Raw genomic sequence first — 18,821 nt, 5'->3', positions numbered from 1 at the left:
TGGGCGCAGTATGCCAGATAGATGGAAGCGAGGGAGCGCGGCCTGGCGGCCGGTCCTTCGCTTCCTTGCCCGCGAGGGGCGATTTTGCAAACAATGGCGACGCCTATTTTTCCAGCGCCACCTTGTCATCGCGCCGCAGCGGCGCCTTCTGGCGGCGCAGTCTGGCCATGCCACGCTTGAGCAGGTGTTCCAGGTCGTCGATGTAGGTGAACACGGCCGGCACCACCAGCAGGCTCAATAGGGTCGACGTGATCAGGCCGCCGATCACGGTAATGGCCATCGGCGAACGGAAGCTGGGGTCGGCGCCCCAGCCCAGCGCCAGCGGCATCATGCCGGCGCCCATGGCAATCGTCGTCATCAGGATGGGGCGGCTGCGCTTGTGGCAGGCATCGACCAGCGCATCGAAGCGGTTCATGCCGGCCTGGCGCGCCAGGATCGCATAGTCGACCAGCAGGATCGAGTTCTTGGTGACGATCCCCATCAGCATGATCAGGCCGATCATCGATGGCATCGACAGGGCGCTGCCCGTGATCAGCAGCGCCACGAAGGCGCCGCCGATCGACAGCGGCAGCGCCGCCAGGATGGTCACTGGCTGCATGAAGTCCTTGAACAGCAATACCAGCACGCAGTAGATGCACAGCACGCCGATCAGCATGGCCAGGCCGAAGCTGGCGAACAGCGAGGCCATCTCCTGCGCGTCGCCCAGTTCGGCGATCTTCACGGATGGCGGCAAATTCTTCATCGATGGCAGCGCGCGCGCTTCCACGTTCAATTCACCGAGGGTGCGCGAACCGAGTTCCACGTCGAGGGTCACGTTGCGGCTGCGGTTCAAGCGGTCGATCTGCGCCGGGCCGCTTTCCATCGTGACGCTGGCCACGTTCGCGAGGCGCACGGGGCCATTCTTGCCGGGCACCGTCAGGCGCTCGATGGCGGCCAGGTCGGCGCGCACGCTGTTGGGCAGCTTGACGCGGATCGGTACTTGCCGCTCCGGCAGGTTCATTTTCGTCAGGTCCGTGTCGTAGTCGCCGGCCGTGGCCACGCGCACGGTCTCGCCGATGGCAGCCGCCGTCACGCCCAGGTCCGCCGCCTTGGCGAAATCGGGACGCACGATGATTTCCGGGCGCACCAGCGAGGCGCTGGAATTGACGTTGCCGATGCCTTTCAGGCCGCGCAGTTCGCGCTCGACCTTTTGCGCCGCCGCCATCAGCGCCACCGGGTCTTCCGAGCGCAGCACCAGCTGCATCTTGACGCCCGTGTCGGGCGGCCCCACCGTGAAGCGGGCGCCGGGGATCGTATCGAGCTTGTGGCGCAGCTGCGTTTCCAGGTCCGCCATCGATTCCTTGCGCTCCGTGCGGTGCACGGTGGTCAGGGTCAGCACGGCGCGGCGCGCTTCGGCCGCCGCGCCGGGGGCGAAGGCGTCGCCGCTGGAGCCGCCGCCTATCGAACTGAAGACGCCCTGGATGCCAGGCGTGCGCATGGCCGCATCGCGCGCCAGGGCTGCCACGGCCTGCGTTTCACCCAGGGTGGAGCCGGGCGGCAGTTCCAGGTTGATCTGCGTCTGAGCGCGGTCGGCGGCCGGCACGAAACCGGTCGGCAGCAGCGGCACGAGCGCGATGGCGCCGACAAAGAACAGGGCCGCGGCGATGGCCGTGATGCCGCGGTGGTTCAGGCACCAGCGCATGACCTTCAGATAGCGCGTCATCAGCCAGCCATCCTGCTCTTCCTTGTGCGGCAGCGGTTTCAATATGTAGGCTGCCATCATCGGCGTGAGCAGACGCGCCACCACCAAGGATGCCAGCACGGCCAGCACGGCCGTCCAGCCGAACTGCTTGAAGAACAGGCCGGGAATGCCGCTCATGAAGGCCGTCGGCAGGAACACGGCCACCAGCGCGAAGGTGGTGGCGATCACCGCCATGCCGATTTCGTCGGCCGCTTCCATGGCCGCTTCCATGGGCGATTTGCCCATGCGCAGATGGCGCTCGATGTTTTCGATTTCCACGATGGCGTCGTCGACCAGCACGCCGACGACCAGGGCCAGCGACAGCAGGGTGACGGTATTGAGCGTGTAGCCGAACCAGTAGATGCCGAGGAAAGCCGGCATCACGGACAGGGGCAGGGCGGCGGCGGCGACCAGGGTGGCGCGCCAGTCGCGCAGGAACCACCACACCACCAGCACGGCCAGCAGCGCGCCTTCGTACAGCAGCTCCATCGAGCCGTCGAAGTTTTCCTCGACGGGGAAGGCATTGTCGATCGACTGCTGCAGCACCACGTTGGGGTTTTCCTTCTGCAGGTCGGCGATGGCGTCGCGCGCGCCCTTGGCGACGGCCACTTCGCTTGCGCCCTTGGTGCGGAACACCTCAAAGGCGACGACCGTCTTGCCATCCTGCTCGGCCAGCGCGCGCGGTTCGGCGACCGTGTCGCGCACGGTGGCCACCTGGTCCAGGCGCACGTGGCGGCCGTCCGGCAGCGGCACTTCCACGCGCGACAGTTCATCGGCCGTTTTCACGGTGGCGATGGTGCGCACCGATTGCTCGGCGCCGCTGATGTCGCCCCGGCCGCCAGGCGCTTCGCGCTGCACCAGGCGCAACTGGCGCGAGACGTCGAGGGCGGAGACTTTCAATGCCGCCATGCGCGCTTCGTCGAGTTCCACCTGGATCTCGCGGTAGACGCCGCCCACGCGGGTGACGGCGCCCACGCCGGGCACGGTCAGGAGGCGCTTGGCCACCGTGTTGTCGACGAACCAGGACAGGTCGGGAGAGTCGAGCGGGTTGTCGACGCCTGGCTTCGCCGTGGCGATAAAGGTCAGCACCACGCGCCCGGCCGTGGACGCCTTGGTGACGGTGGGGTCGCGCAGCTCGGCCGGCATGTCCGCCTTGACCCGTGCGACGGCATCGCGCACATCATTGACTGCTTCGGCGATCTGCTTTTCCAGGATGAATTCGACGGTGACCGTGACGACGCCATCGAGCACCTTGGTGTAGATGTTTTTCACGCCTTGCAGGGTGGCGACGGAGTCCTCGATCTTGCGCGCCACTTCCGTTTCCAGCTGGGCCGGCGCGGCGCCTGGCAGCACCGCGCTGACGGTGACGATGGGCAGTTCGATGTCGGGGAAATCCTGCACCGGATTGGCCTTGTAAGCCAGCAGACCGGCCAGGGTCAGCAGCGCGAACAGCATGATGGCCGGGATCGGATTCTTGATCGAGAGGGAGGAAAAATTCATGGCCTCTCCTTACTTTTTCGCTGCGGCCGGCTTGGCTGCTGCTGCGACCGGGGTTGCTACCGGGTTTTGAACATTGCGTACCAGGTCGCCGTCATTGAGGAAGCCTGCGCCGCTGACGACGATGGTGGTGTCGGCCGTGATGCCGCCTAAAATCTCGATGCGGTCGCTCAGGCGCCGTCCGGCCTGCACCTTGATCTGGCTGACCCGCTGGTCGGCATTCAGGCGGAAGACATAGCTGAAGCCATCGCGCACGGCGATCGCCTGCTGCGGCACCGTCAGCGCGCCCGAGTTACCCAGTTCGAATTCGCCGCTGGCGTACATGCCGGCCTTGAACGGCGCATTGTTGCCGGCGCTGGCCGGCAGGTCGACATACACGAGGGCGGAACGCGTCTGCGGATCGACGGTAGGGGCGATCATGCGCACCTTGCCCGTCAAAACGCTGCCGTTGGCCGCCTTCACCTGCGCCAGGGTACCCGGTTTCAGGCTCATGAGCTCGGTGGCCGTCACTTCGGCGCGCCATTCGAGGCGGCCCTGGCGGATCATGCGGAACAGTTCCGTGCCGGCACCGACGACGGAACCGACGGTGGCCGAGCGCGAGGAAATGATGCCGCTGTCGGGCGCCACCACCTGCGTGTACTTCAGGCGCAGCTGCTGCGACGCCAGTTGCGCCTTGGCGGACGCGATGCGCGCGTTGGCCGTCTGTTCGGCCGTCAGGTATTGGCTGATCTGCTGGGCGCTGATGGCGCCCGTGCTTTGCAGCGAGCGGGCGCGCTGCGCGTTGGCGGCCGCTTCCGCCGCATTCGCTTCCGCTTCCAGCACTGCGGCCTTCGCCTGCGCCACGTCGGCGTTCACCGTATCGTTCGAGAACACGGCCAGCACCTGGCCGGCGCGCACGACGTCGCCGACATTCACGCGCACCTCGGTGAGGCGCAAGCCGTTCGATTCACTGCCGATGACGGCTTCCTGCCAGGCGGCCACGTTGCCGTTGGCGTTCAGCTTGATGGGCAGGCTGGCCGTTTGCGGCTTGGCCGTGGTGACGGTGAGCGCCGGCTTTTGCGCCGCGTTTTTATCCTTGGCGTCGTCGGCCGCCGTGGAGGAAGGGGAGTACAGGGCCACGCCGGCGCCCAGCACAATGCAAAGGGCGGCCAGGGCGAGAGCCATCGGTTTCAGGGTCATTTTTTTCATGTTGTCGTATCCGTCAAGGGGCATTGTTGGCGATGGCGATGGCGCTGCTGCTGCTGCTGCTGCTGCTCCAGCCGCCACCGGCGGCGCGGTACAGCGCCACCCAGGCGGCGCTGCGTTCGCGCTCGAGGTTGACCACCGTGTTTTCGGCGGCCAGGCGCGTGCGGCGCGCGTCTTCCAGTTCGATCAGGCTGGCCAGGCCATTCTTGTAGCGGTCCTCGGTGGCGACAAACGACACGCGGTAGCCTTCCAGGGCCGTTTTCGCATGGCCGCTGCGCGCGTCCGTGCTGGCCAGGTTCACCAATGCCTCTTCCACTTCGCGCACGGCCTGGCGCACGCCGGCGCGGTATTTCACCACGGCTTCGTCGTAGCGCGCCGTGGCCGCGTCGACCTGGGCGCGGCGGGTGCCGCCGTCGAAGATGGGCAGGCTGACGGCCAGCGGACCGATGCTCCAGGTACTGGCCGTGATGCTGGTGCCGCCGGCGCGGATATTGCCCTTGCCGATGGAGCCGGCCAGACTCAGGCGAGGGTAGCGCTGCGCCTGCGCGCCGCGCACTTCGAAGCTGGCGGCCGCCACTTCGCGTTCGGCGCTGTAGATGTCGGGACGCTGGCCCAGGGTTTGCGCCGGCAGTTGCGCAATCGCCACGGGCGAGGGCAGGACCGCCGGGCTGGCCGCCAGCTTCTGGCGCAGCGAGTCTTCCGGCATGGCCGACAGGGCCACCAGCGCCTTGACATTCACGTCGCAGGCGGCGCGCTGTTCGATGGCGCGGCTGGCGCCTTCGGCGGCGCTGGCACGGGCCAGGGCGGCATTGGCGGGCGGCTGGAAGCCGGCGCCGGCGCTCAGTTCCGTCAGGCGCGCCGAGTCGCGTCGCGAGACGGCATCCTGTTCCGCCACGGCCTGTAATTGCTGGCAGGTGCGCAAGGCGTAGTATTGGTTTGCCACTTCGGCGGCGACCGAGACGCGGGCTTCATGCCAGCCGGCGCGGGCGCTGTCGTAGCGTTCTTGCGCCGCATCGCGCGTGGCGCGCCTGGCCCCAAACACATCGATTTCCCACGATGCCTGCAAGGCCGCCTGCGAGGTGGTGCCGCTGGGCTGCGCCGATTGCTGGCTGGTGCGCACCACGCTGCCTGTCGCATCGAGCGTGGGCGCCAGCGCGGCGCCGCCGGCGATGCGGTCCGCGCGCGCCTGCACGATGCGCGTGCCGGCGGCGGCGATGGTCGGGCTGACCTGCTGTGCGTCGGTGATCAATTCCACCAGCAGGCTGTCGCCCTGGCCCTGCCACCAGCTGGCCAGGTCCGTCAGCTTGCCGTTATGCGGCAGCGGCGCCTGCCACTGCGCGGGTGCGCTGGCGGCCACCGCTGCGGGCGGTCCCTGCAGGGCGCAACCGCCCAGCGCCAGCGCGATGCTGGCGGCCAGGACGCGTTGAACGGTGCATCGAATAGTCGTCATGCTTGTCCTTCTGCTTGTTGTTGAGCGGTAGGGTGGGAGGGAGGAATGGCCAGGCGCCGGCGCTCCACATCGGCCATGGCCAGCGCGTAGTCGGTCATGCGCGCCAGCCAGGTGTCGATGGCGCGCGGCGTTTCCATCAGTTGCGGGCGCAAGGTGTGCAGCACCTCGGCACCGACCATGTGCTGCAGGGCCAGCGAGGCGATGGAAAACGCCAGCCGGTGCATGTCGTCGCTGTTGTCGGGCGCGCCCAGGTGGCGTGCCAGCACGCGCGTGAGCGCCTCGTGTTCGGCACGGATGTTCTGGTCAACCTCGCGCGCCCACAGGCCCGTCGGTTCGAGCATCTCGCGGCACCACAGGCGCATGCAGTCGCGCGCGATTTCTCCCTGCTGCATGGGGGCGAGCAATTGCGCATAAAAGCCTTCCAGACTTTGGCGCAGGGTGAAATGGGGTTGCTCGTACAGGGCGATATTGTCTTGTGGATTCGATAGTTGATGGGAGAAGGCGGCGCGGTACAGGCCCGCCTTGTCGCCAAAATAGTAGCTGATGGCGGCTGCGTTCGTGCCGGCCGCCTGCGCCAGTTCGCGCGTGGACGTCTTGGCGTAGCCCTGCTCGGCAAACAGGCGGATGGCGCTATGCAGCAGCCGCTCGCGCGACTGTTCGCCATCGGAACGGGGCTTGCGCCCGTCGTCGGCGGGCACGGTATGGGAAATGTTTTTTTCAATCATGTCGGAGATTTAATCATATATCTCAAACGATTGATATAACTAAATCGTTTGATTTAGTTAAGAAAGGATGAAGATGCGTGAAAAACGCAGGCAAAAAAAAGCCCGCGGTTGTATTCGCGGGCGGAATCCAATGTTCGGAGAACGAATTGGAGGAGACAGTTCTACTATAGCGCCGAAAATGGTGCAGTGCAATACCGTAGAACTACTGTATCGGTCTCTTCTGGATGGCAAAAAATCAGCATTCCATGCTGCGGCGCACAGAAAGTCAGGCCTTGCTGCGCAGTGCCAGCGTAAACGTGCTGCCGGAACCGTAGTCGCTGTTGAAGAACAGCGCGCCGCCGATGGCGTTGGCCAGGTTCTGGCACAGGTACAGGCCCAGTCCCGCGCCTTCCACGTGGCGCGTGGAGGTGGAATCGAGCTGCGAGAAGGCCTGGAACAGCTTGGCCTGGTCTTCTTCCTTGATGCCGGCGCCGCTGTCGGCGATGCTCATTTCCGTCACCAGCACGCCGTCTTCGTCGCGCTGGGACAGGCTGATGCGCACCGTGCCCTGTTCCGTGAATTTGATGGCGTTGTTGAGCAGGTTGATGAGGATTTGCGTCAGCGCGCGGCGATCCGTGTCGATGATGGCGGGCGGCTGGCCCGCTTCTCCCAGTGCCATTTCCAGCGCCAGGCCTTTTTGCTGGGCCAGGGGGCGCAGCGTGTCGGCCACGTCTGCCATCAGCTCCTGGCAGTGCACGGGCTCGATCGACAGGGTCAGCTTGCCCGCTTCGATCTTGGCGACGTCGAGGATGTCGTTGATCAGCGAGAGCAGATGGCGCGCGCTGGCGCGGATGGTATTAAGTTGCTTGTCCTGGTCGGACGTCAGGGGGCCGGGCAGTTTCATCAGCAGCGCGCCCGTGAAGCCAATGATGGCGTTCAATGGCGTGCGCAGTTCATGCGACATGTTGGCGATGAAGGCCGACTTCATGCGGCTCGCTTCGGCCAGTTCCAGGTTTTTCAGGGCGATTTCGCGGTTGATGGTTTCCAGTTCGGCCGCATGGTGCGCCAGGCGCATGTTCAGTTCGATCACCTGGCGTTCGCGCGCCTGCAGCTCGCCGTTGACCTGCACCGCCTGCTCATACGTGGAGATCAGCAGGTCGAGGATTTGCTGGCGTTCCGCATTGATGAAATGCTTCTGGTCGCCCAGGTACAGGGCGATGCCGATTTCCACATTCTGGTTCTTGCGCAGCTTCTGGTTCATCAGCATGTGGCTGATGCGGTTGAGCAGATAGTCTTCCGCGTAGGGCTTGCGGATGAAATTGTCGGCGCCGCACTCGATGCCGCGGATGATGTCCTTCGGATCGTTGAGCGAGGTGACGAGGATCACGGGGATGTCGCGCAGGGTCGGATCGGACTTGATGGCGCGGCACAGGTCGTAGCCATTCATTTCAGGCATGACGATATCGGACAGCACCAAGTGCGGCTTGCGCTCGCGGATGGCGGCCAGGGCCAGCTGGCCATTCGCCGCCACGCGCGCGTTATAGTGCAGGGACTGGATCAGGCGGCGCAAGCGCTCCGCCTGGGTCGGGCTGTCCTCGACGATCAGGATCTCGATTTCGTCAGGCTTGATTTGGTTGTTGGAGTCCACAGACCTCTCCTAGGATTTCAGTGTGGTGATGCTGGGCGCAGTGAGCGCACAATATCGACATCGTATGACTATATCGGATTTAGGTCTGCAAAAGTAACTTCCAAGTAACTATTTTGGCCACAGGGAATGCTGTGGCCGCTTGTCAGTTTTCGCCCTGGAACTGGCCTGCGCGATAGGTCAGCACGAGCGTATCGCGGTGGCCATGTTCGCCGATGGGCTGGATCGGTGTCGATTCGTGGATCACGGCTGCATCGTCGAGCAGCAGCAGCGACCACGGTTCGGTCAGGGTAAAGCGCTTTCCGTTGGGGCCGTCTGCTTCGAAGATGCGCGTCTCGCCGCCCTTGACCTGTTCGCGCCCGATCAGCAGCACGGCGACGAAATCGACGCCGTCGCGGTGCGCGCCTTCCGGCGTGGGCCGGCCGATGCCATCGGTCGTATCGATGCGGAACTGGTGCGCCTCGATGAACCAGGGCTGGCTGCCCTTCACCTGCGAGCAGGCGTCGCCCAGCGCGCGGATCAGCTGCTGCCAGGCCGCTTGCGCGACGATAGCCGCTTCGACCGGTTCGAACAGGCGGTGCATGCCGCCGTGCAGGGCGTTGTATTCCACCGGTTGCCAGTGCGGACGGTGCGCCGTCTGGGTCAGACGCTCGCCATCCTGCACGAAGCACGAGTGGCGCCGGCGGCGATAGCGGCCGCCATCCTTCAGGTAATTGTCCAGCGCAAGGGTATTCCAGCTCGGCTCCAGCGCGCGCAGCGCGGCCAGCGGGCAGCCGGCCAGCGCGGCCACGTCCTGCGGGCGCAGCACGGCATAGCCGTCATTGCGCAAGGCATCCTTGACGTGGGACGGGTCGGTAAAGATCGGTGCGGAAGTGCTCATGGCGGTGCTGGCCGCAATGCGGCCTGTCTCAGTTTATCCAGCCTGGCATTCTACGACTTCGCGGCGTTTCCTGTGCAGTGCGACAGGAATTATTCTTGTTGAGTTAAAAATTCTTTACCAGGGTCAGGCGCAGCGAGCGCGATTCCACCGGATGGAAGTGGATGTCGTCGACGGGCTGCGCCTCGCCGGGCAGGCGCGAGGCATAGTAGTAATCGATGGCCGAGTCGCGCCGGTTGGCCAGGTTGTAGCCTTCCAGCTCCACGCGCAAGGTCTTGTCGATCTGGTAGGCGATGCGCCCGTTCAAGCCCACGCTGGCCGACGAGCGCACGCTGTTGTCTTCAATCAGGGGGCGCGGACCGAAGTAGCGCAGGCGCAAAGAACCCGACCACGGCCCTGGCGGCGTCACCGTCATGGCCAGCTGGGCTACGCCTTCGATGGCGCCGGGGATGAAGTCGCCCGCCGGGTCGCTGCCGCGCGAGCGTGCGCGCGCATACGCCAGGTCCAGGTCCAGCGACAGCCAGCTTGCCGCCTTGTAGTAGCTGGAAAACTCGATGCCGTAGCGGCGGCTGGGGCGGCCCGCCTCGGTGGCGCCCGCGTCGCCGATGAACAGCAGTTCGGAATCGAAGTCCAGGCGGTACAGCGACAGCGAGGTTTGCAGGCCGGCGATGGCGGCGCTGCGCAAGCCCAGTTCCAGTCCCCGCGAGCGCGCCAGAGGCGTGACCTTGTCGGCCGCTACACCCGTCTTCGGGTCGACCGTGATCGTCGTGCCGCGCGCATCGTTGCTGTGAAAGCCATTGCCGATGTTGAAATACGCTTCCGTATCGCGCCACGGCCCGGCGATCACGCTCAGGCTGGGGCTGAACAAATGGTCGCTGGCCCTGCCTGAATTGGCGGCGCGGTCGCTGCGCACGTCGAAGCGGTAGGCGTCCGCGCGCAGGCCGGCCACGGTGCGCAGCCAGCGCGACCAGCGCGTGCTGTTTTCGCCATACACGCCGAGGCTCGATTCGACGATATGGTCTTGCCGCGTGGTTGACAGGATCTGCCGCTGCCGCGTGTTGTACAGGCCATTGTGGATATTGTCGTTCTGTAGCTGCAGGCCGATGGTGGTGTCGCTGCTGCCCCTGTCCGTGTGGCGGTGCCAGGTGTGGCTGGCGTTGATGCCGGAGGTCACGCGCCGGTCCGGCTGGGCGAACTGGTCGCCGTTATCGGGGTCATCCATCGCATACGTGAAATTCGAGAACAGGGCCAGGCGGTTGGCGATCACATATGCGCTGACCCTGGACGACATGTCGTCCGTTGTCTGGCGCCAGGCGCCCGAGAGGCTGTAGCGCTGCGCCTTGCCGCCATCGCTGGCATCGATGGCGTCGAAGCGGCCCAGCGTGCCGTCCTGCACGGCGCGCAACGGAATCTGGTCGGTGGCGTTCCAGCTGGCGTCATACGCCATGGCCGTGACGTTGAAGCCGTTGTTGGCATAGCCTTCGCTGTAGCGAAGCACGCCATTGAGCTTGCGGTAGCGGTCCGGCTGCGTGAACGGGCCATCGTTGTCCTGCGCTTCGAGCGCGTATAGCAGGCTGCCGTCGCCCGCATCGAGCGAATCGGCCAGCAGCGCGCGGCGAAAGCCGTTCTGCCCGATGCCCACGCTGGCGATGCCTTGCGTCAGGCGGTTCGCGTAGACGACGGACGCCGCGCCGGCCGAGGAGAAATCGCCTTGCTCCGCCGAATACGGCCCCTTTTTGTAATCGAGACGCATGGCCAGCTCGGGGATCAGGAAGTTCAGGTCCGTCCAGCCTTGGCCGTGGCCATGACTGCGCTGGTTGACGGGCATCTCGTCGACGGTGGTGCGCAGATCCGTGCCGTGATCGAGATTGAAGCCGCGCAGGTAGAACTGGTTGGCCTTGCCCTCGCCGCTATGCTGGCTGACGATCAGCCCCGGCACGGCTTCGAGCAGTTCGCCTGGCCGGTAGCTGGTGCGCGCGTCAAGCTGCTGTTGCGTGACGCTGCCCGCGTTGGCCGAATCGGCCACGCCGAGCTGGTTCAGACGCGAACCGTCGACCAGCACGCGCTGGAAGATGTCGTCGGCGTGGGCGGTCGCTGCGGAAAACAGGGCGGCGAGGAGGAGGGGAAGATGGCGTGGCGTCATGGGTGTAGTGGGACTTGGCGGATCGGCAGTTCCGTGTTCTGGCGGTCGAAGATCAACGTCTGGATGCTGCCGCTGTCCTGCACGTTGAGGGTATTGCGCTGGCTGGGCAGGAAGTCGATCAGCAACTGGTTATGGATGCGCGTGGCGGGGGGCAGGCGTGTGCGTTCGATTTCCTGGAAGATGACCACGTTGTCGGCATTGACCTTCATGCCGACCCAGTTCAGGCGCAGGCGCTTGCCATCCGGCCCCACGAGGTAAAACTGTTTTTCGACATAGCGGCGCAGGGCCGCTTCGCTGTCCTCCTGGCCCAGGTCAAACTGGCGCTGGTACAGGTTCGTCAGCAGCGCCTCGACGTCGTGGCCCGTGTAGGTATGCACCACTTCCGTGCTGCCGCTGGCCGCGTTATAGCTGATGTCGGCGATACCCATGTGGAAATTGTGGGCGCCGGCCGCCATGCTGGCGCAGGCCAGCGTGGCGGTGGCCAGCGCGCGCCAGCGCTTCATGCCTCGTCGCCCTTGGCCGAGCCGCCATTCTTGCCTTTCAATGGCGTATGAAAGTCGCGCATCAGGTTATCCTTGGGCGACTTCTCGCTCTTGAACAGTTCCAGGCGCGATGGCGTGATTTTTCGCGGCCAGCTATTGTTGCTGGTGTCGATGTCGGCCGTTTCCCAGTACGGGTCCTGCACCAGGCCCACCATTGGCTCGTCCGTGATGACGACCTTGGTGATTTTCTTCGGCGAGTAGCGCCACACTTCGGCCGGCACGCGCTCGACGTACTTCTTGCCGCTTTTCAGTTCGATTTCGAGTATCAGCGGCATGACCATGCCGCCCACGTTCGACAGGTCGACCAGGTACAGGTGCTTGCCCTGTTTCAGCAAGTCCTTTTCCCACGGTTCCAGAGCGGCCAGCGCCTCGGCATAGGAGTTGCGGTCCTTGTTGGTCACCGTGAAATCGTCGTGCTGGTTGTAGAAATCCTTCAGCTCCGGATGCGCGTCGACCCGGCGCGGCATGCCCTTGTTGGCGCGGCTCGTGACGGATTCCGGCTGGGCGTCCTTCTGCGCCTTCTTCCAGGCCTTTTCCGTTGCCGGATCTTTTGAACTTACGCCGTATTCGCTGATGCCGTCGATGCTGATGTCGACCGGGTCGGTCGTATAGAACCAGCCGCGCCAGAACCAGTCCAGGTCCGTGCCGGAAGCGTCTTCCATCGTGCGGAAAAAATCGGCGGGCGTGGGGCGCTTGAATTTCCAGCGCTGCGCATATTCCTTGAACGCGTAGTCGAACAGCTCGCGCCCGAGGATGGTCTCGCGCAGGATGTTCAGGCCCGCCGCCGGCTTGGCGTAGGCGTTGTTGCCGAACTGCAGCAGGGATTCGGAATTGGTCATGATCGGCACCTGGTCGCGGCTACGCATGTAGTCGACGATTTCGCGCGGTTCGCCGCGCGAGGCAGGGTAGTTTTCTTCCCACGCCTGCTGTGCCAGGTATTGCACGAAGGTGTTGAGGCCTTCGTCCATCCACGTCCACTGGCGCTCGTCCGAGTTGATGATCATCGGGTAGTAGTTGTGGCCCACTTCGTGGATGATCACGCCGATCAAGCCATACTTGGTGCGCTTCGAATACGTCAGCTCGCCCGTTTTTTTGTCTTTCACCGGGCGCGGGCCGTTGAACGAGATCATCGGATACTCCATGCCGCCCACGGGGCCGTTGACGGAGATGGCCGTCGGATACGGGTAGTCGATGCTGTACTTGTTGTACTGTTCTATCGTGTGCACGATGGCTTGCGTGCTGTATTTTTCCCACAGCGGATTGCCCTCTTTCGGATAGTAGGACATGGCCATCACATCGCTGCCGCCCTTCTTGTAGCCCTGCGCATCCCAGATGAACTTGCGGCTCGAGGCCCAGGCGAAGTCGCGCACGTTGACCGCCTTGAAGTGCCACGTCTTTTGCGCGCGGCTGACGGATTTTTCGGCCGCTTCCGCCTCTTTTTGCGTGACGATGACGACGGGCTTGTCGCTGCCGCGGGCCTTTTCCAGGCGCTCGCGCTGCGCGGAAGACAGCACGTCCTGCGGGTTTTGCAGCTCTCCCGTGGAGGCGACGATATGGTCGGCCGGAACCGTCAGTTGCACGTCGTAGTCGCCGAATTCCAGGGTGAATTCGCCCGAGCCGAGGAACTGCTTGTGCTGCCAGCCGGCCGCGTCGTAATAGGCGGCCATGCGGGGGAACCACTGCGCCACTTCGAACAGGGCGTTCTTGTCGTCGAAGACTTCATAGCCGGCGCGCCCGCCCAGCACCTTCTGTTCGTTGATGCGGTAATCCCAGTCGATCTGGAAGGCGAAATCCTGGCCCGGTTTCAATGGCTGCGGCAAGTCGATGCGCATCATGGTGCGGTTGATAACGTACGTCAAAGGCCGGCCATCGGCGCCTTTCAGGGCGCGGATATTGAAGCCGCCCTGGAAGTCGCCGCGCGCCAGGAGGCCACGCAAGCCTTCGAATTTCATGGTGTCTTCGCCCGCCGTCCTGGCCCATGCCTGGCGCGAAGGCGCCGTGGTCATGCGGCGCGCGTCGGAATCGGGCTTGTAGATATTCTGGTCCAGCTGCACCCACAGGTAGCCGAGGGTGTCGGGCGACTGGTTATGGTAGGTGATGGTGCCGCTGCCGGCGATCTCGCGTTTGGTTTCGTCCAGGGTGGCGCGCAGCGTGTAGTCGGCGCGCTGCTGCCAGTAGGCGTGGCCCGGCGCGCCTGAGGCGGTGCGGTAGGTATTTGGGGTAGGCAACACCTCTTCGAGCTGGCGGAACTTGTCGTCGAAGGGTTCGGCGGCGAAGGCCGACACGGTAAAGCAAAGAGCCAGCGAGGCTACGGAGCCGAAAGGTATGCGCATATTCACCCTGATGTTGTTGTAAGGAAATAGTGGCAACTATTCTATACGCAGGGTGAGGCCATCCATGTATCGATTTGTAATAAAGAAAGGCGGATTTTGCGCCAGCTTTTGCCTTGCGCCGTCAGGGCAATGCTTTACCTGATTTTGCTCGGAAAAGCGGCGTTTTTACTCACTTTTCATCAGGCTGTCGCGCAACTGGTTCAGCTGTTGTTTCATGTCCACAACTTGCTCCACGCTGCAGTGGCTGGCCGTCAGGATGGCTTCGGGCAGCAAGGCTGCTTCATGGCGCAGCTGGTCGCCCTGTTCCGTGAGGGAAATGATGACTTGCCGCTCGTCGCTGGCGGCGCGCGTGCGCGTCAACAGGCCCGATTGCTCCATGCGCTTGAGCAGGGGCGTCAGGGTGGCCGAGTCGAGGAACAGGCGCTCGCCCACTTCCGACACCGTCAGGCCGTCGCGTTCCCACAACACCATCATCACCAGGTATTGCGAATAGGTGAGGCCAAGCTTGCGCAGGAGCTTGCGGTACAGCTTGTTCATGGCAAGCGAAGTCGAGTACAGCGCAAAGCACAGCTGGCTGTCCAGGCGCGGCACCTGGTGCAAGGGATTGGGGGAGGTGGTGGTATCCATGGGCACAGTATATATAGCGCGCTACTTAATGACAAGCATGGCTGGTATGCACGCGTGCACCGGACCGGCTGGCCCGGTGCATGGAGAGTGCCTGTGACGAACTACTGCGCGTAACGCGCGCGCAGCAGATGCAGCATGGCGACGTTCTGTTCCCAGGCATCGCTCACGGGCTGCTGCGTCCAGGGCAGGGTTTGCGTGTATGGCGCGGGGCCGAATTCCGGCGTGAACGTCATGCGCTCGGCGCCGGCGGCGCGGCGCAGTGCGACGATGGCGTCCCACCAGGCCAGGTGGGCGTCGAGCGCCGGTTTCGCCTCCGGCGCGCGGAAGTCGGCTACCTGCGGACCCTGCGCATGGCCCACGCGGGCATGCACGTGGCGCACCAGCGGCAGTACTTGCGCCAGCGTCTGCGGCTGGTCTTCCAGCAGGGATTCGCAGGCGCAGCACCAGTGCGACAGGTCGGCTGTCAATGGCAGCTCGGGATACTGCGCCAGGTAGGGCAGCAGCAGCATCGGGTGGCCGGAAAAGCGGCTGCGGTGGATTTCATGCACGATGGGCACGCCGTGTTTTTTCGAGATGGCGGCGGCCAGGTCGATCAGCTGCGCGTTCTGCGCCTGGCTGTAGTAATCCTTGCCCGTGTGGGTGTTGACCAGCACGGGGCGCGCCAGGCAGGCGTTTTCCAGCAGTTCCGCCAGGGCGGCGCGGTGCTGCTCGAAGTCGCTGTGGAACACGGTTTCCCACTGCGCGGCGATCAGCTGCAGTCCCGCCTTGGCGATGCGGTCCGTCCAATCCTCGCGCAGTGCCGCGTCCAGCGGCAGCGACATTTCGATGCCGTCGAAGCCGGCCGCCGCTACCCTGTCGATGAAGACGTCGGGCGGCAGCTCGTTATTGCCCCAGTGGGCGGCAAAGACGTCGATGCGCATCAGACGAAGCCCCGCACAGGGAAGGTATCGTCGCGCTGTATCCAGTTGTGGGCCGCGTATTCCGTCTGGCCGTCCGTGGCGTGCAAGGTGTAGGCGTGGCGCGAGACGGGCGAGCGGTTCGGCGCGCTGTAGTGGGGCAGCAAGCCGTGGAAGCAGACGAGGGCGCCGGCCTTCACTTCGAGTGGCACGGCCGTGCTGTCGTCCGGCCAGGGCATGCTATCGAGTTTTTCTACGCGCACCTGGTCGCCGTTACGGATGAAGCGTTCGCGCAGGGGGCCGCGGTGGCCGCCCGGTTCGGCCCACAGGCAGCCATTGTCCAGGGTGGCGTCTTCCAGCGCGAACCAGAAGGTGGTCACGCTGACTGGCGTGGTTTCGAAATACGTGGCGTCCTGGTGCCAGCGCACTTCGCCGCCGATGCCGGGCTGCTTGAAAATGTACATCGATTGCCAAACCTGCGCGTCCGCCAGGCCCAGGTCGCGCGCCACTGCGGCCAGTTTTGGATCGGCGGAAAAGCTGCGGAAGACGGGGTCGAGGTCGTGCATGGCGTGGCCGATCTTGTTGATCGACAGGGACTTGGCCTGCTTCAGCTGGCCGTCCGGACCGAACGCCTCTTCCTCGAAGAAGCAGCGGATGGTGTTGTCGGAAGCGAGGAAATAATCGTTGGTGTTCTTGGCCTGGTCGCGCGTGGTGAAGATCGATTGGCTGACGCTGGGATCGAATTCGTTGACAATCTGCTCGGCGCGCGCGCGCAGGGCGGCGATTTCGTCCGCACCCTTGAAATCGGGCAGGATGATGTAGCCGTCGCGTTGGTATTGTTCTTGTTGCAGGATTGTCAGCATGGCGGCGGCTCCGGAGGTCAATGGAAAGCGCCATTGTAGGATGGGCGAGGGCGGCAAACAATTGCCCAGCGGTTGACAGATTGTCGCCAAAACGATGACAATCTTTGACATGGATCAATTAAAAGCGATGGAAATCTTTGTCGAAGTGGCGCGTCAGCGCAGCTTCACGCTGGCCGGGCAGCGCCTGGGCCTGACGCGGGCCATGGTCAGCAAGACCATCATGCAGCTGGAAGAGCGCCTGCATGCGCGGCTGCTGCACCGCTCCACGCGCGAAGTGAGTTTGACGGATGCGGGCCGCGCCTATCTGGCGCCGTGCATGGCCACCGTCAGCCAGGCGCAGGAGGCGGCGCGCATGGTGTCGCACGTGGCGCAGGCGGGAGCGGGGGCGGAGCTGGCCGGGCCGCTGCGCATCCAGGCGCCATCGAGTTTCGGCAGCGCGTGGCTGGCCGATGCCGTCGCCCGTTTCAGTTTGCTGCACCCGCAGGTGCAGGCCGAGTTGTTTGTCGACGATGCGCTGCTCGACCCGATACGCCACGGTTTTGATTTGACCATCCGCGTGGGCGGCATCCCGGACAGCAGCGCGCTGGCCATGCGCCCGCTGGCGCCGTGCCGCGCCGTGCTGTGCGCCAGCCCCGCCTATCTGGCGCAATGGGGTGTGCCGCAGACGCCGCAAGACTTGTTGCAGCACCAGTGCCTACATTTCAGCCATCTGACGGATGGCACGAACTGGCATTTCCAGCGTGGGGAAGGCGGCCAGCAAGAAGCGGTGAGCGTGCGCGTGCAGGCGGGCTTCACGGCGAATAACGGCCTGGTGCTGCACCAGGCGGCGCAGCGGGGGCTCGGCATCGTCTACAGCACCACGTTTCTCGCCTGGCGCAATCTGCTCGATGGCAGTCTGCTGCCCGTGCTGTCTGGCTGGGACCTGCCCCTGAATCACCTGAGCGCCCTGTATCCGGCCAGCCGCCAGCCGTCGCCCAAGGTGCGCGCGCTGATCGATTTCCTGGTGGCCGAATACCAGCCCGTGCCGCCGTGGGACCGCGAGCTGGCAGCGGCAGGTTTTTTCAGCTGAGGGTCAATTGAGGCTCAGTTGAGCGCGAGGGGGTCCACCGTCCACGCGCCATCCGCGTACACTCTTTCGTCGTCGAGGTAGACGGCTTCGGTGACGGCGAAGATGTCGACGTGGTAGCGCGCATCCTTGCGCTTGAACTGCGGCTTGGCGTAGACGCCGTGCTTGGCGCCCAGCGACAGGTGGATGCCGCACATGCGCTCATACGTGCCGATGTCATTGACCAGCTGTTCGCGCGAAAAGGCGCGGTTCATGCCGAAGCCCAGTTCGCGCACCCACACTTCGCCTTCGTGCGCGCGGATGATCTCCAGCATGGCGGTAAATTCCGGCGTGGCGTGCTCCGTGCCCGTCACTCTGCCCTTTTCGATGATCAGGGTGATCGGCGTGTCGGGCCGGTTGACCATGAAGTGCGTATCGCCGAAAACAAAGATGCGCACGCGGCCATTGACCGCTTCCAGGTCCTGCGCTTCCGTAAACACTTCGCCCAGCGGGAACTGGCCGCCGATATTGTTCATGCCGCTGTAGTCGCCAATATTCAGCTTGGCCGATTCGAACGGCGAAGCAAAGACCAGCTGCTCGCCGCCGCTGTCGACCATGCCGTGGAGGGCGCCGTCGATGCGCGCTTTCAGTGCATGGCCCACGCCCCGGTAGTAATCGGGATCGTACGCCAGCGAGGCGATGTAATGCAGCCCCTGCACGCCGGGCATGCGCGACAGGTGCACGTGCTCGATGACCTTCAGGCCCCGCTTGAACAGCTCGATGCGGATGCGGAACGCTTCCAGGCGGAAGCTGGTCGACTGGATCAGCACGACGAGGCTGCCGGCGGGCAGCTCGGCAAAGGCAGCCAGCACGGCATCGGGCGTGATCTCGTCGAAATCGATGAAGGTCGCGTCGGGCAAGGCCTGGCGATACGCTTCCGTCAACACGACATTGAGCCAGCTGCGCTTGTCGCAGACGATCAGGGACGGTTCATCCGGGCGGTGGCAGATGGCCATGGCCAGCAGGTCGGCCACGTTTTGCGCGGCCACTTCGGTGGCGGCGGCGCTGATGGCGTCGAGCCGGCTGGTGTCATTCTCGGGAAGCGTCATGGTGCGGAGGTGGGGACGTGAAGTAATCGCAGCATTATAAGGCGATTGCCGCTGGGCACACCATTCCCCATCCGGCGGAGGACAAGCGGCTGCCGCGTCCCTGATTATCTTGTGTAGTGCTTTACGGCAATGTATTATTTGACAAACAGCCTGGAAGCGGCCCGGCGCAGCGGCAAACGCGCGCA

Annotated in this window: 14 protein-coding genes; 1 reads left to right on the top strand and 13 read right to left on the bottom strand. The window is 64.5% G+C overall.

What is annotated here, in order from left to right; all coding sequences use genetic code 11:
- Positions 1-103: 103 nt before the first annotated feature.
- From JAB1_RS19240 to JAB1_RS19185, 12 genes are all read right to left on the bottom strand, one after another.
- Positions 104-3,220, bottom strand: a complete 3,117-nt coding sequence (locus tag JAB1_RS19240; protein ID WP_070281416.1) for an efflux RND transporter permease subunit — start codon at positions 3,218-3,220, stop codon at positions 104-106.
- Between the two features lie 9 nt (positions 3,221-3,229).
- Positions 3,230-4,405 (bottom strand): efflux RND transporter periplasmic adaptor subunit, encoded by a 1,176-nt coding sequence (locus tag JAB1_RS19235; protein WP_070281415.1) that lies wholly within the window; start codon positions 4,403-4,405, stop codon positions 3,230-3,232.
- Positions 4,406-4,418: 13 nt separating this feature from the next.
- Positions 4,419-5,852, bottom strand: a complete 1,434-nt coding sequence (locus JAB1_RS19230; RefSeq protein WP_070281414.1) for an efflux transporter outer membrane subunit — start codon at positions 5,850-5,852, stop codon at positions 4,419-4,421.
- Positions 5,849-6,577 (bottom strand): CerR family C-terminal domain-containing protein, encoded by a 729-nt coding sequence (locus JAB1_RS19225; RefSeq protein ID WP_070281413.1) that lies wholly within the window; start codon positions 6,575-6,577, stop codon positions 5,849-5,851. Before JAB1_RS19225 ends, JAB1_RS19230 begins: the two co-directional genes overlap by 4 nt.
- Positions 6,578-6,842: 265 nt before the next feature.
- Positions 6,843-8,204 carry a response regulator gene (locus JAB1_RS19220; RefSeq protein ID WP_034786510.1) on the bottom strand — a complete coding sequence of 454 codons (1,362 nt, stop codon included), beginning with the start codon at positions 8,202-8,204 and terminating at the stop codon, positions 6,843-6,845.
- Between the two features lie 142 nt (positions 8,205-8,346).
- Positions 8,347-9,081 (bottom strand): 2OG-Fe dioxygenase family protein, encoded by a 735-nt coding sequence (locus JAB1_RS19215; RefSeq protein WP_070281412.1) that lies wholly within the window; start codon positions 9,079-9,081, stop codon positions 8,347-8,349.
- Between the two features lie 103 nt (positions 9,082-9,184).
- A complete protein-coding gene (locus tag JAB1_RS19210; RefSeq protein ID WP_070281411.1) occupies positions 9,185-11,221 on the bottom strand; it encodes a TonB-dependent receptor in 2,037 nt (678 codons plus the stop codon).
- Entirely contained in the window at positions 11,218-11,724 is a 507-nt protein-coding gene (locus JAB1_RS19205; RefSeq protein ID WP_070281410.1) for a DUF6702 family protein, read from the bottom strand. The genes JAB1_RS19210 and JAB1_RS19205 overlap by 4 nt, the downstream gene beginning before the upstream one ends.
- Positions 11,721-14,096: a M1 family metallopeptidase gene (locus tag JAB1_RS19200; protein WP_070281409.1), complete on the bottom strand. Its 2,376-nt coding sequence runs from the start codon at positions 14,094-14,096 to the stop codon at positions 11,721-11,723. Before JAB1_RS19200 ends, JAB1_RS19205 begins: the two co-directional genes overlap by 4 nt.
- Positions 14,097-14,261: 165 nt before the next feature.
- Positions 14,262-14,723: a MarR family transcriptional regulator gene (locus JAB1_RS19195; protein WP_070281408.1), complete on the bottom strand. Its 462-nt coding sequence runs from the start codon at positions 14,721-14,723 to the stop codon at positions 14,262-14,264.
- Between the two features lie 101 nt (positions 14,724-14,824).
- Positions 14,825-15,643 carry a TIM barrel protein gene (locus JAB1_RS19190; RefSeq protein ID WP_070281407.1) on the bottom strand — a complete coding sequence of 273 codons (819 nt, stop codon included), beginning with the start codon at positions 15,641-15,643 and terminating at the stop codon, positions 14,825-14,827.
- The gene (locus JAB1_RS19185) at positions 15,643-16,482 is read right to left on the bottom strand and encodes a phytanoyl-CoA dioxygenase family protein (RefSeq protein ID WP_070254505.1); all 840 of its coding nucleotides are present in this window, start codon (positions 16,480-16,482) and stop codon (positions 15,643-15,645) included. Before JAB1_RS19185 ends, JAB1_RS19190 begins: the two co-directional genes overlap by 1 nt.
- A 109-nt stretch (positions 16,483-16,591) precedes the next feature.
- On the opposite strand from JAB1_RS19185, the gene JAB1_RS19180 reads away from it, so the two are divergent.
- The gene (locus JAB1_RS19180; RefSeq protein WP_254672167.1) at positions 16,592-17,551 is read left to right on the top strand and encodes a LysR family transcriptional regulator; all 960 of its coding nucleotides are present in this window, start codon (positions 16,592-16,594) and stop codon (positions 17,549-17,551) included.
- A gap of 14 nt (positions 17,552-17,565) precedes the next feature.
- Here JAB1_RS19180 and JAB1_RS19175 read toward each other — a convergent pair whose 3' ends face one another.
- Positions 17,566-18,636, bottom strand: coding sequence for a hypothetical protein (locus JAB1_RS19175; RefSeq protein ID WP_070281405.1), 1,071 nt, complete (start codon positions 18,634-18,636; stop codon positions 17,566-17,568).
- Positions 18,637-18,821 lie beyond the last annotated feature (185 nt).

Source organism: Janthinobacterium sp. MP5059B, from assembly GCF_001758645.1.
Classification (GTDB): Bacteria; Pseudomonadota; Gammaproteobacteria; order Burkholderiales; family Burkholderiaceae_D; genus Janthinobacterium; species Janthinobacterium lividum.
The sequence above is the reverse complement of the archived record's forward strand: the minus strand, read 5'-3'. Positions and strand labels throughout refer to the sequence as shown.

Excerpts from the sequence above, each read along its gene's own strand:
- JAB1_RS19240 (WP_070281416.1), bottom strand. The coding sequence starts at position 3,220 with ATGAATTTTTCCTCCCTCTCGATCAAGAATCCGATCCCGGCCATCATG.
- JAB1_RS19235 (WP_070281415.1), bottom strand. The coding sequence starts at position 4,405 with ATGAAAAAAATGACCCTGAAACCGATGGCTCTCGCCCTGGCCGCCCTT.
- JAB1_RS19230 (WP_070281414.1), bottom strand. The coding sequence starts at position 5,852 with ATGACGACTATTCGATGCACCGTTCAACGCGTCCTGGCCGCCAGCATC.
- JAB1_RS19225 (WP_070281413.1), bottom strand. The coding sequence starts at position 6,577 with ATGATTGAAAAAAACATTTCCCATACCGTGCCCGCCGACGACGGGCGC.
- JAB1_RS19215 (WP_070281412.1), bottom strand. The coding sequence starts at position 9,081 with ATGAGCACTTCCGCACCGATCTTTACCGACCCGTCCCACGTCAAGGAT.
- JAB1_RS19210 (WP_070281411.1), bottom strand. The coding sequence starts at position 11,221 with ATGACGCCACGCCATCTTCCCCTCCTCCTCGCCGCCCTGTTTTCCGCA.
- JAB1_RS19205 (WP_070281410.1), bottom strand. The coding sequence starts at position 11,724 with ATGAAGCGCTGGCGCGCGCTGGCCACCGCCACGCTGGCCTGCGCCAGC.
- JAB1_RS19200 (WP_070281409.1), bottom strand. The coding sequence starts at position 14,096 with ATGCGCATACCTTTCGGCTCCGTAGCCTCGCTGGCTCTTTGCTTTACC.
- JAB1_RS19195 (WP_070281408.1), bottom strand. The coding sequence starts at position 14,723 with ATGGATACCACCACCTCCCCCAATCCCTTGCACCAGGTGCCGCGCCTG.
- JAB1_RS19190 (WP_070281407.1), bottom strand. The coding sequence starts at position 15,643 with ATGCGCATCGACGTCTTTGCCGCCCACTGGGGCAATAACGAGCTGCCG.
- JAB1_RS19185 (WP_070254505.1), bottom strand. The coding sequence starts at position 16,482 with ATGCTGACAATCCTGCAACAAGAACAATACCAACGCGACGGCTACATC.
- JAB1_RS19180 (WP_254672167.1), top strand. The coding sequence starts at position 16,592 with ATGGATCAATTAAAAGCGATGGAAATCTTTGTCGAAGTGGCGCGTCAG.
- JAB1_RS19175 (WP_070281405.1), bottom strand. The coding sequence starts at position 18,636 with ATGACGCTTCCCGAGAATGACACCAGCCGGCTCGACGCCATCAGCGCC.